Annotated in this window: 11 protein-coding genes and 1 pseudogene; 7 read left to right on the plus strand and 5 right to left on the minus strand. The window is 68.7% G+C overall.

Going from position 1 to position 11,949, the window contains the following annotated elements:
- Positions 1-439, minus strand: a pseudogene (locus tag ABD378_RS16000) (gephyrin-like molybdotransferase Glp); the annotation flags it as partial.
- 3 nt (positions 440-442) lie between these two features.
- Positions 443-1,348: a UTP--glucose-1-phosphate uridylyltransferase GalU gene (galU, locus tag ABD378_RS16005; protein WP_344521573.1), complete on the minus strand. Its 906-nt coding sequence runs from the start codon at positions 1,346-1,348 to the stop codon at positions 443-445.
- Positions 1,349-1,442: 94 nt separating this feature from the next.
- On the opposite strand from galU, the gene ABD378_RS16010 reads away from it, so the two are divergent.
- Complete coding sequence (locus tag ABD378_RS16010) at positions 1,443-2,066, plus strand: 5-formyltetrahydrofolate cyclo-ligase (RefSeq protein WP_344521574.1); 624 nt, start codon at positions 1,443-1,445, stop codon at positions 2,064-2,066.
- Positions 2,067-2,155: 89 nt separating this feature from the next.
- Here ABD378_RS16010 and ABD378_RS16015 read toward each other — a convergent pair whose 3' ends face one another.
- Positions 2,156-4,918, minus strand: a complete 2,763-nt coding sequence (locus ABD378_RS16015) for a penicillin acylase family protein (RefSeq protein ID WP_344521575.1) — start codon at positions 4,916-4,918, stop codon at positions 2,156-2,158.
- A 213-nt stretch (positions 4,919-5,131) separates the two neighbouring features.
- Between ABD378_RS16015 and ABD378_RS16020 the strand changes: the two genes are divergently transcribed.
- The 6 genes from ABD378_RS16020 (at position 5,132) to mscL (ending at position 10,879) form a co-directional block, all read left to right on the plus strand.
- Positions 5,132-6,634 carry a potassium/proton antiporter gene (locus ABD378_RS16020; RefSeq protein WP_344521654.1) on the plus strand — a complete coding sequence of 501 codons (1,503 nt, stop codon included), beginning with the start codon at positions 5,132-5,134 and terminating at the stop codon, positions 6,632-6,634.
- Positions 6,635-6,900: 266 nt separating this feature from the next.
- Positions 6,901-8,166 (plus strand): MFS transporter, encoded by a 1,266-nt coding sequence (locus ABD378_RS16025; protein WP_344521576.1) that lies wholly within the window; start codon positions 6,901-6,903, stop codon positions 8,164-8,166.
- Between the two features lie 67 nt (positions 8,167-8,233).
- Positions 8,234-8,575: an FmdB family zinc ribbon protein gene (locus ABD378_RS16030; RefSeq protein ID WP_344521577.1), complete on the plus strand. Its 342-nt coding sequence runs from the start codon at positions 8,234-8,236 to the stop codon at positions 8,573-8,575.
- 105 nt (positions 8,576-8,680) lie between these two features.
- Positions 8,681-9,541, plus strand: coding sequence for an S-methyl-5'-thioadenosine phosphorylase (locus ABD378_RS16035; RefSeq protein WP_344521578.1), 861 nt, complete (start codon positions 8,681-8,683; stop codon positions 9,539-9,541).
- A 162-nt stretch (positions 9,542-9,703) separates the two neighbouring features.
- The gene (locus ABD378_RS16040; RefSeq protein WP_344521579.1) at positions 9,704-10,246 is read left to right on the plus strand and encodes a hypothetical protein; all 543 of its coding nucleotides are present in this window, start codon (positions 9,704-9,706) and stop codon (positions 10,244-10,246) included.
- 150 nt (positions 10,247-10,396) lie between these two features.
- Positions 10,397-10,879 (plus strand): large conductance mechanosensitive channel protein MscL, encoded by a 483-nt coding sequence (gene mscL, locus ABD378_RS16045; protein ID WP_344521580.1) that lies wholly within the window; start codon positions 10,397-10,399, stop codon positions 10,877-10,879.
- 7 nt (positions 10,880-10,886) lie between these two features.
- Here the strand turns inward: mscL and ABD378_RS16050 are convergent, their stop codons facing one another.
- Positions 10,887-11,114, minus strand: a complete 228-nt coding sequence (locus ABD378_RS16050) for a hypothetical protein (RefSeq protein ID WP_344521581.1) — start codon at positions 11,112-11,114, stop codon at positions 10,887-10,889.
- A gap of 37 nt (positions 11,115-11,151) precedes the next feature.
- Positions 11,152-11,934, minus strand: a complete 783-nt coding sequence (gene pflA, locus ABD378_RS16055) for a pyruvate formate-lyase-activating protein (RefSeq protein ID WP_344521582.1) — start codon at positions 11,932-11,934, stop codon at positions 11,152-11,154.
- Positions 11,935-11,949 lie beyond the last annotated feature (15 nt).

The raw sequence follows: 11,949 nt of genomic DNA on the forward strand, positions 1-11,949 counted from the left end.
CGGCGCTGTGCGCGCGCATCCCGGAGACGGGGCCTTCGCCGAGGCCTCCGTCGGTCCACTCCACGGGGACGACGGCCTCGGCGCCGGGCGGCAGCGGGGCGCCGGTCATGATGCGGGCGGCCTGGCCCGCGCCGACGTCCGGCTGCTCGCCCTGGCCCGCGGCCACGTCACCGATGACCGTCAGGACGGCGGGGAACTCCTCGCTCGCGCCCGCGATGTCGGCGACCCGGACCGCGTAACCGTCCATGGAGCTGTTGTCGAAGGGCGGCAGCGAGACGGGCACCGTGACGTCCTCGACGAGGACGCAGCCCTGGGCGTCGAGGAGTTGGAGCTCGATGGGCTCCAGGGGGCGGACGGATCCGAGGATGTCGTCCAGGTGCTCGCTCACCGACCAGACGTGTTCCTGGCCGGTGACTTCGGTCGTCGCGCTGCTGCTCAAGTGCTACATCTCCTCGGACACGTAACTGCGAAGCCAGGCCTGGAAGTCCGGGCCCAGGTCTTCACGTTCGCACGCGAGTCTGACAATGGCACGCAGATAGTCGCCGCGGTCGCCGGTGTCATAGCGGCGGCCCTTGAAGACCACGCCGTGCACGGGGCCGCCGACCTTCTCGTCGACGGCGAGCTGCTGGAGGGCGTCGGTGAGCTGGATCTCGCCGCCGCGGCCGGGCTCGGTCTTGCGCAGTATGTCGAAGACATGAGGGTCGAGGACATAGCGGCCGATGATGGCGTAGTTGCTGGGGGCGTCCGCCGCGTCGGGCTTCTCGACCAGGCCCGTCACCTTGACGACGTCGCCCTCGTCCGTGGTGTCGACCGCCGCGCAGCCGTAGAGGTGGATCTGCTCCGGGGCCACCTCCATGAGGGCGATGACGCTGCCGCCGTGCCGCTCCTGGACCTCGACCATGCGGGCGAGGAGAGGGTCACGCGGGTCGATCAGGTCGTCGCCGAGGAGGACGGCGAACGGTTCGTTGCCGACGTGCGGGGCGGCGCACAGGACTGCGTGACCGAGTCCCTTGGGGTCGCCCTGGCGTACGTAGTGCATGGTCGCGAGGTCGCTGGACTCCTGGACCTTCGCCAGTCTCGCCTCGTCGCCCTTCTTCAGAAGGGCCGACTCCAGCTCGTAGTTGCGGTCGAAGTGGTCCTCCAGAGGGCGCTTGTTGCGGCCCGTGATCATGAGGACGTCGTCGAGGCCTGCGGAGGCGGCCTCCTCGACCACGTACTGGATCGCCGGCTTGTCGACGACCGGCAGCATCTCCTTCGGAGTGGCCTTGGTGGCCGGCAGGAACCGGGTGCCCAGACCTGCTGCGGGAATGACAGCCTTGCTGATCCTGGGGGGGTGAGACTGAGTCATGTCCGTAACCATAACCGGTGAGTATGTGCGGAATCTGTGGCTCCGGACATTTTGTTCTCATATGAGCGCACCTGGAAGGGTTTGTGAGCGCACCATGGAAGAAACCGGCCCGAACCAGCCGCCCGGTCAGCCAACCAAGCGCACATTGCGCGGAGAATTCCTCGCGGTGAGAAGCCGGTTGACTAGGGATGACGCGCAGAAGGCCGCCGCGGTTCTCGCCGAACGCGCATTGGAGCTTCCGGAGCTCGCCGGGGCGCGGACGGTCGCGGCGTACGTCTCCGTGGGGAGCGAACCGGGGACGCGCGCGCTCCTCGACGCACTCCACGCGCGCGGGACGCGGGTCCTGCTGCCGGTGCTCCTCGCGGACAACGACCTGGACTGGGCGGCCTACGAGGGCGAGGGCTCACTCGCCCGCGTGCAACACCCGGGAAAGATCGAGCTCTTGGAGCCCTCGGGTGCGCGGCTCGGGCCCGATGCCGTCGTGTCGGCGGACGCCGTGCTGCTGCCCGGCCTGGCCGTGGACGAGCGCGGGATGCGGCTCGGGCGCGGCGGCGGGTCGTACGACAGGGTGCTCGCCCGGCTCGCGGGGGCCGGGGCCGATCCCGCCCTGGTGGTGCTCCTGTACGACACGGAGGTCGTCGCGACCGTCCCCCGGGAAGCACACGACAAGCCGGTGCACGCCGTGGTCACGCCGTCGGGAGTACGCCGCTTCCACTGACCCCCTCCGTACGCGAAAGGGCCCTCCACGCGCGCGTGGAGGGCCCTTTCACTGTTCCTTACCGGTCAGGTGCACCGGTCAGGTGCGGCTCAGGGCCGCAGCACCAGCGTGTCGTTCGTGCTCTTCTTGACGGCCGGCTCCGAGAAGGACCACGGCAGCAGCTCGCCCTTGACCCACTTGCTGGTCTGGTCGGTGTAGTGCGCGCTGTAGGCGTGCCCCGACGCACCGGTGAGGTTGATCCACTTGGACTTGTTGAAGTCGTCGAGGTTCACCACCATCCGCATCGACGGGACCCACTGCACTCCGTAGCCGCCCGCCGCGTTCCAGCCGGTGGCGTTGACCGCCGCCTCGCCGCCGCCCAGCTTGAACGGGCCACGGTTGAGCATGAACTGGAGCCAGCCGGGGCCTTCGACGCCCAGAGTCTGGTTCTTCAGGGTCAGCCGGTGCAGGCGGCCCCAGCTCCAGGTGTCGACGTCCTTGCCGAGCTTGGCGGTCAGGTCCCAGCGCGCGTCCTCCATGGCCCGACCGAACAGCTGGTCGCGGGTCTTGGTCTCGGCGTCCGTGCGGGTCTTCGGCGACTTCCACCAGTCGTTGTCCTCGTCGTCGAGGATCGACCGGATCACTTCGTAGTAGCGGTCGCCGCCGTCGGGCTGCGCGGTTTCCGCGTCCCGCTGGCCACACTCGCGCACCGGCTCGGCCTCGTCGGCGGGACCGGTGTTCCCGGCCGGCTCGACGCTCAGGCACTGGCCCTTGGCCCGCAGCTCCTTGGGCAGCTTGTTGCCGATGGAGAGCTTGAGGATGTTGCGCCAGACCGAGTTGAAGTACGCAGCTGCCGCCGAGTCGGGGTCCTGGGTGTAGTCCCAGCCCTCGAGAAGCTTCTGCGCCTCACGGACGTAGCTGTCCTTGACGTCGATCTTGAGCAGCTTGGGCACGAGCAGCTTGGCGATCTCGCTGCTGTTGTCCATCTGCATCAGGCGCATGTCCTCGGTGGAGACCTTTCCACCGTCCTTGATCTTCGACTGGATCAGGTCGGTGATCCGCTGGCTGCGCGCCCCGTAGCCCCAGTCCGACGTGAGCTTGTACGGGTACTTGTCCTCGTCGATGACGGCCTGGTTGGCGGTCACGATGTAGCCGCGCTTCGGGTCGTACTCATAGGGCAGCGCGGACTGCGGGATGTAGCCGGTCCACCGGTAGTCGGAGTCCCAGCCGGGCGCCGGAAGCGCGCCGTCGCCCTTCCCGCGCACCGGGATCTTGCCCGGTGCCTGGTAGCCGATGTGGCCCTTGGTGTCCGCGTAGATCAGATTCTGCGAGGGCACTTCAAAAGAAGCGGCCGCCTTGCGGAATTCCGAGAAGTCCTTCGCCTTGTTGAGCTCGAAGACGGCGTCCATCGACCTGCCGGGCTTGAGCGCGGTCCAGCGCAGCGAGACTCCGTAGCCGTCGCCCCGGTCGGGGGCGGCGCTGTCGACCGTGGCCTTCTTGCCGACCTTCACCAGCTCGTCGTTGCGGTCGGACAGCAGGGGGCCGTTGCCGGTCTCTCTGACGGTGATCTTCTTGGACTTGCCGCCCGCGACCTTGATGGTCTCGACGCGCGACTTGAAGGGCAGCACCTTGTTGTCGTACGCGTAGCCGTCGCCCTCGAACTTCTCGAGGTAGAGGTCGGTGACGTCGGCGCCGAGGTTCGTCATGCCCCAGGCGATGTTCTTGTTGTGGCCGATGACCACACCGGGCATCCCGGCGAAGGTGTAGCCGGAGACGTCGTACTGGCAGTCCTTGGAGACCGTCCGGCAGTGCAGGCCCATCTGGTACCAGGTGGAGGGCAGCTGCGGTGACAGGTGCGGGTCATTGGCGAGCAGTGGCTTCCCGGTGATCGTGTGGTCGCCGGAGACCACCCATGAATTGGAGCCGATGCCGTTGCCGTTCGGGCCGAGGCCCGCGTCCGGGACGCTGTCCAGGATGTCGGAGAGGCCCGACAGCTGGGACTGCAGCCCGTCGGGGGCCTGGGTGTCGCCCGCAAGGCCCGTGCCCGCGGCGCCGCCGGTCTGTGACTGCGACTGGCTGCCCGCGCTGCTGCCCTTGCCCTCGTACTCCTTGGTGGCGCTGTTGTAGGCGCCTTCCTGGACGATGGGCTTGTTCCGGTTGTACGGGTACTCCGGGTACAGGTCCTTGATCTGGGACGGGCCGAGGCGACTGGTCATCAAGGAGCGGTCGATCTCGTCCTGCATGTTGCCGCGCAGGTCCCAGGCCATGGCCTTGAGCCACGCCACCGAGTCGACGGGGGTCCACTCCTGGGGCTCGTAGTCGTTGGTGAAGCCAAGGGCGGCGTACTCCAGGGAGATGTCCTTGCCGCTCTTGTCCTTCAGGTAGGCGTTGACTCCCTTGGAGTACGCCTGGAGGTACTTCTTCGTCTCCGGCGAGAGCTTGGTGTCGTATTCCTTCTGCGCCACACGGTGCCAACCGAGCGTCCGCAGGAACTCATCGGTCTTTACTTGACCCTTGCCGAACATCTCGGAGAGGCGACCGGAGGTCGTATGGCGGCGTACGTCCATCTCCCAGAAGCGGTCCTGCGCCTGGACGAAGCCCTGGGCCATGAACAGATCGGCGTCGGACTCGGCGTAGATCTGCGGGATGCCGTTGCCGTCGCGCTTCACGTCGACGGGGCCGGAGAGGCCGTCGAGCTTGATCGTCCCCTTGGTCTGCGGGAAGGAGGCACGCACCGTACTGACGCTCCAGTACGCGCCGTAACCGACGCCCGCCACGATGGCCAGGACCAGGACGATCACGATGAGGCGGGCTCGGCGCCCCTTCTTCTTGCCGGACTTATGACCGGAAGAGGCGGTGGTATTCGACGGCATCGCTGTCCTTGCTGTCCTTACGCGAGCGGCAGGGCTGGCTGGGCGGTGGTGGGAGCGCTGGAGCAACCATAGGCGCAGGGCACCGCGGCCCCGGACGCGGAGTCAGGAACCTACATCGCGACACATCGCATGGGTGTTCGAAGGCGTCAAGGAAGCGTTAACAATTAGGTAAGGTAACGAAGTACTTGGCTCGCGCGGAGGAAGGAACGGCCCCTGACTGTCCACGACCTCAACCAGCTTCTGCTCATCTGCTCGCTCGTCCTGCTCGTCGCGGTCGCGGCGGTCCGCATCTCGTCGCGCAGTGGGCTCCCCAGCCTGCTTCTCTACCTCGGCATCGGCATTGCCATCGGCCAGGACGGCATTGGCAACGTCACCTTCAACAATGCCGAATTGACGCAGGTCATCGGCTACGCGGCACTCGTCGTGATCCTGGCCGAGGGCGGCCTCGGCACGAAGTGGAAAGAGATCAAACCCGCCCTGCCCGCGGCCGCCGTCCTGTCGCTCGCCGGCATCGCGGTGAGCGTCGGCGTGACGGCCGCCGGTGCCCACTACCTGGTGGGCCTTGAATGGCGGCAGGCGCTCATCATCGGCGCGGTGGTCTCCTCCACGGACGCGGCGGCGGTCTTCTCCGTGCTGCGCAAGGTGCCGCTGCCCTCCCGGGTGACGGGCATCCTGGAAGCGGAGTCGGGGTTCAACGACGCCCCTGTGGTGATCCTGGTCGTGGCCTTCTCCACCGCGGGCCCCGTGGAGCACTGGTACGTCCTCATCGGCGAGATCGCCCTGGAGCTGGCGATCGGCGCCGCGATCGGCATCGCGGTGGGCTGGCTCGGAGCCTTCGGCCTGCGGCACGTGGCGCTGCCCGCGTCCGGCCTCTACCCCATCGCCGTCATGGCCATCGCGGTCGCCGCCTACGCGGCCGGAGCCATGGCGCACGGCAGTGGATTCCTCGCCGTCTACCTCGCCTCGATGGTCCTCGGCAACGCGAGGCTGCCGCACTGGCCCGCCACCCGCGGCTTCGCCGAAGGGCTCGGCTGGATCGCGCAGATCGGCATGTTCGTCCTGCTCGGCCTCCTGGTCACCCCGCACGACCTGCTCGACGACATGTGGCCCGCGATCATCATCGGCCTGATCCTGACCGTGGTGGCCAGACCCCTGGGGGTCGTCCTCAGCCTGCTGCCGTTCCGCCTGCCCTGGCAGGAGAAGGCCCTGATGTCCTGGGCGGGCCTGCGCGGAGCCGTGCCCATCATCCTGGCCACGATCCCGATGGTGAACGGCGTCGACGACAGCGAGCGGATCTTCAACATCGTCTTCGTCCTGGTCGTCGTCTACACCCTCATCCAGGGTCCTACGCTGCCGTGGCTGGCCAGGAAGCTGCGCCTGGGCGACTCTTCGGGCGCCGCCGACCTGGGCATCGAATCAGCACCCCTGGAGCGCCTTCGCGGGCACCTGCTCTCGGTGGCGATCCCGAAGGGATCGCGGATGCACGGCGTCGAGGTGGGCGAGCTGCGGATGCCCGCGGGGGCGGCGGTCACGCTCGTCGTTCGCAACGGCGAATCATTCGTGCCACAGCCCACGACCGTGCTGCAGCGCGGGGACGAGCTCCTGGTGGTCGCGACCGACCCCGTAAGGGACGCGGCGGAGAAGCGGCTGCGGGCGGTCGGACAGGGCGGAAAGCTGGCTGGATGGCTGGGAACCGCCGGTCAGGAGCCGGAGTAGCGGGGCAATCACAGGTGATAGGCGCCTCAATCTCCGTATTCTCAGGCCCAACGGCCCCATTCCCTGTACGATGAAGGCATACTTCTTCTGTACCAACTGATTGAACCAACTCTGTCTGAAGCAGAGCTGGCGCCGACCGTATGGCGGCCGCATGTCCTCGCAGTGGGCAACCGGCATCTACCGCAGTCCCGCGCAAGAGGACAGCTCTCGGCGCCGCCGCCCTGAAAAAGGGGGCCGCGCTACCAGGCGGCAGAAAGGCACGGGCCGTGGCATCCACGGTCACCTCCCGCCCCGGATACGGACAGCTGCTGCGCACCCGCGGCGCCTGGACGTTTCTCCTGCCCGGCTTCGCGGCACGACAGCCCTTCGCGATGCTGACCATCTCCATCGTGCTCCTTGTGCAGCACACCACCGGCTCGTACGGCGTCGCCGGTGCCGTATCGGCCGTCACCGGTGTCTCCATGGCGGTGTTCGCCCCCTTCGGCGGCAAGCTCGCCGACCGGTTCGGCCAGCGGGCCGTACTGGTGCCCGGCGTGCTCATCCACACGGTGTCGGTGCTCTCCCTGACGGTGCTCGCGCTCTCGGACGCCCCCTTGTGGGCGCTCTTCGTGGCGGCGGTGCCCACCGGCGCCTCGCAGCCGCAGATCAGCCCCATGGTGCGGGCTCGCTGGGGCGTCAAGCTCCAGGACTCCCCGCTGGCGGGCACGGCGGCCGCCTTCGAGTCGGTCACGGACGAGCTGACGTTCGTTCTGGGCCCGCTCTTCGCGACCGCGCTGTGCACGACCATCGACCCGGCGGCCGGACTCTTCACGGAGGCCGGACTCACGCTGGTGGGCGGCCTGCTGTTCGCCGCGCAGAAGAGCACCCAGCCGAAGCCCGCCTCCCGCGAGGAGCACGCACGCGTGCAGCACGTTTCAGCGCTGCGGATCCCCGGCGTGCGGGTTCTGATCGTCACCTTCCTGGGCATCGGCGCCGTCTTCGGCGGCATGCAGGTCTCCCTTGCCGCCTTCACCGAGTCCATCGGCGAGCCCGGCCTGAACGGCGTCCTCTACGGCACGTTCGCGGCGGGCAACATGCTCTCCGGTCTCGTCTGCGGCGCCATCGCCTGGAAGATCGCCCCGCAGCGGCGGCTCCTCGTCGGTTACGCGGCGCTGACCCTGATGGCCTCCGGGCTGTGGGCCGCGCACTCCGTGGTGCTGCTCGCCGGGCTCGGTCTCCTGGTCGGCGTCTGCATCGCGCCCGCGCTGATCACCGGCTACACGCTGGTCGACCGCCTGGTGGACCCGTCCGGCCGGACCGAGGCGTTCACCTGGCTCACCGGCGCCGTCGCGCTCGGCCAGGCGGCCGCCGTCACGGTGGCCGGACAGCTGGAGGACCGCTTCTGGGACGGCGCCGGCTTCCTGGTGCCTCTGGGCGGCACGGCACTGGCGCTCGCGGTGCTCGTGACCCTGCGTTCCCGGCTCGTTCCGCGGTCCGTCGGGCGCACCGTCGCACGTGGCGTCGGTCACCGCGAGCCGGTCACGGTGGACTGATCTCGCGGAATACGTCACTATGGACCGTCGTTAGCACTCATCGAGTGAGAGTGCCAGGAGGAAGCAAGTGCCGACGTACCAGTACCAGTGCACCGAATGCGGCGAGGGCCTCGAGGCGGTGCAGAAGTTCACCGATGACGCCTTGACCGTGTGCCCCGGCTGCGACGGACGCCTCAAGAAGGTGTTCTCTGCCGTCGGCATCGTCTTCAAGGGCTCCGGCTTCTACCGCAACGACAGCCGCGGCTCGTCGTCGAGCAGCACGCCGTCGACGGCTACCGCGTCGAAGTCCTCGGACTCCAAGTCGTCGGACTCCAAGTCCTCCGCGGGCGCTTCGTCGTCGTCCTCCTCGGGCTCCTCGGACTCGAAGTCGTCCGGCTCGTCCAGCTCTTCCAGCTCGTCGGCCGCCTAGGGCGGACCCGCCCCACGCACGCCTTTCTTCCGAGTTCTTCCAGGCCCCCGCTGTCCTCCGACAGCGGGGCTCTCGGCGTTCCGGGGCCCGGCTACTGTGCTCGGCATGGCGAATACGGCGAACGCGACGAGCACGGAACGCGCCGAGATCGGTGTCATCGGCGGCTCCGGTTTCTACTCCTTCCTCGACAACGTGACCGAGCTCCAGGTCGACACCCCTTACGGAGCGCCGAGCGACTCCCTCTTCCTCGGTGACATCGCCGGGCGGCGGGTCGCGTTCCTGCCCCGGCACGGCCGTGGACACCATCTGCCGCCGCATCGCATCAACTACCGCGCCAATCTGTGGGCCTTGCGCTCCGTGGGCGTACGTCAGGTGCTCGGCCCGTGTGCGGTGGGCGGGCTGCGGTCCGAGTTCGGGCCCGGGACGCTGCTGGTGCCCGACCAGCTCGTGGACCGCACGAAGACGCGTACGCAGACGTATTTCGACGGGGTGCCGCTGCCGGACGGGAGCATCCCGAACGTCTTGCACGTGTCGCTGGCCGATCCGTACTGCCCCGCCGGGCGGAGCGCCGCGCTGAAGGCCGCGCGCGGGCGGGAGTGGGAGCCGGTGGACGGCGGGACGCTCGTGGTGATCGAGGGGCCGCGGTTCTCGACCCGGGCCGAATCGCTCTGGCACGCGGCGCAGGGCTGGTCGGTGGTGGGCATGACCGGGCATCCCGAGGCCGTGCTCGCCCGTGAACTGGAGCTCTGCTACACGTCGTTGACGCTGGTCACGGACCTGGACGCGGGTGCGGAGAGCGGCGAGGGGGTCTCGCACGAGGAGGTGCTCCAGGTGTTCGCGGCGAATGTGGACCGGCTGCGGACGGTGCTGTTCGACGCGGTGGCCGGGCTGCCGGCGGAGGGTGAGCGGGACTGTCTGTGTGCGGGGGCGCTGGGTGGGATGGAGCCGGGGATTCGGCTGCCGTGAGGTGATCGGAGCGCATCCGAGGGCGTCCGAGGGCGGAACTTCCCCTTCGGGTGAGGGAGTTGTCCACAACCCGCGAGTAGTGCACGGGGCTCAGCGGGATTCGGCGCGGGCCTGCATCGTGAGAGCGGAAGCAAGATCCGCAGCTCTCTCGACTCTTCGCAGGTGGTGACCGTCGTGGCGCATGTTCCCTCAGACATCTCCTCCCCTTCTCCCCCTCCACCGTGTCCCGTGCCGCACTTCTCACCCGTGCGCGTACGCGGCGGGCGGCAACGGCTGCGAAGACTGCTTCGGCACAGGCGGCGGGCCGCGGCCGTGGGGCTCGCGGTGACCGCCGCCGCGCTCGTGGCCGCCGGGCCGCAGGACGCCGAACGGGTGCGGCCACAGGGGCATCCGACGGCCGCCTCCCCTTCGCGGCAGCCGGAGCGGGCCGTCCCTCGGGTGACTGCGCCCGTGCGGATCGCGGACGCGGAGACGGTGCGACTGCTGCACCGGGGCGACCGGGTCGATGTCGTCGCCGCCGACGGCTCCGCGTCACGGGTGGTGGCTGCCGGGGCCAGGGTGACCGAGGTGCCCGAACCTCGGGAGGGCGCGGCCGAAAGCGCCTCCGAGACAGGCGCGTTGGTGGTGCTGTCCGTGCCGAGGGCGACGGCGGCACGGCTCGCGGGAGCCGGTGCGAGTATGCGTCTGGCGGTGACGCTGTGCTGATTCACACTGCGCTGATTCACAGCGTGTGCAACTGCACTGACATTCTGTCAAGTCGCTCATCTGTGTCACCCAATTGGACAGTGCTGCCAGGCCCTGCCGTAGGTTTCGAAGCTGTTTGTTTCACGACCTGCACATGCAACGAAAGGCCTCGTGGTGAGCGAGAAGAACGAACCGAGTCTCTGGGAGGGGTTCAAGACCTTCCTGATGCGCGGCAATGTCGTCGACCTGGCGGTCGCGGTGGTCATCGGAGCCGCGTTCACGAACATCGTGAATTCCGTGGTGAAGGGTGTGATCAACCCGCTGGTCGGTGCCTTCGGTACGAAGGATCTCGATCACTACAGCTCGTGCCTGCAGTCCCCGTGCAAGATGAACGCCGCGGGGGAGGTCGTCAGCGGCATCCCGATCATGTGGGGCACGGTTCTCAGCGCGACCCTCAGCTTTGTGATCACCGCGGCCGTCGTCTACTTCCTGATGGTGCTGCCCATGTCCAAGTACCTGGCGAGGCAGGCCGCGCGGAAGGCCGCCAAGGAGGGGACGCAGGAGGTCATCGAGATCTCGGAGCTGGAGGTTCTCAAGGAGATCCGCGACGCCCTGGTGGCGCAGCAGCGCGGTTCGGGGCCCAGCGAGCAGTAGCGCGGGCTCAGAGGTGGTGGGGCGGCTTCTCGTCGAGGAAGCGCGCCAGGTCGGCGGCGCTGTCGCCGCCGACCGGAGGCCGCTCGCCCCACCCGCGGTCCGTGTCGTCCGAAGACTGCTGCGACAGGGGGTCGTCGAAAACCAGGGCGCTCTTCGGCCTCTTCGGTGCCGCGGAGCCCTTCGGGGTCTCCGATTCCTTCGGATCGCGCGGTTCGGGGGCAGGGGCGGTGCTCATGTCTCCAGGGTACGTCCGTGGGGCGCCGCTGCGGCCGTCAGACGGCCGTGAGCCCCTGAGCTGCGAAGATCTCCTTGGCGGCGGCCACCTGCCCAGGGGTGGGCGAGGGGGTGCCGCGCAGGGTGAAGTCCTTGCCGAGGGCGTCCCACTTCGCTTCGCCCAGCTTGTGGAAGGGCAGCACGTCGACGCGCGAGACGTTGCCGAGCGAGGCGACGAAGCGGGCGACGCCCTCTATGTTCTCCGGGTCGTCGGTCAGTCCGGGGACGAGGACGAAGCGCACCCAGACGTCCTTGCCGAGGTCGGCGAGGCGGCGGGCGAAGTCGAGGGTGGGCCGCAGCGGGCGTCCTGTGACCTTCTTGTACGTCTCGCGGTCCCAGGACTTGATGTCGAGGAGCACGAGGTCGACGTCGCGGAGCAGGGCGTCGGTGGCGCGCACGCCGAGGAAACCGGAGGTGTCCAGGGCGGTGTGCAGGCCCAGTTCGTGCTTGAGGCGGTGCAGCACTTCGCCGGTGAAGACGGGCTGCAGGAGGGGTTCGCCGCCGCTGACGGTGGCTCCGCCGCCGGCCGCCGAGATGAACCTGGTGTACTTGGCGGCCTCCGCGATCACGTCGTCGGCGGTGGTCCGCTTGCCGTCGCGCATCCGCCAGGTGTCGGGGTTGTGGCAGTACAGGCAAGTCAGGGGGCAGCCCGAGAGGAACGTGACGAAGCGGGTGCCGGGGCCGTCGACGCCGGTGGACAGGTCCCAGGAGTGGATGGATCCGGTGACGGGGCGCCGGGTGACCGCGGCCGCCGGGGTCGCCGTTTCGAGCAGAGAAGTCATGGCAGGGCTCCAGGT

Origin of the sequence: Streptomyces rectiviolaceus, assembly GCF_039533825.1 — a bacterium.
In the GTDB taxonomy this organism is placed as follows: Bacteria; Actinomycetota; Actinomycetes; order Streptomycetales; family Streptomycetaceae; genus Streptomyces; species Streptomyces rectiviolaceus.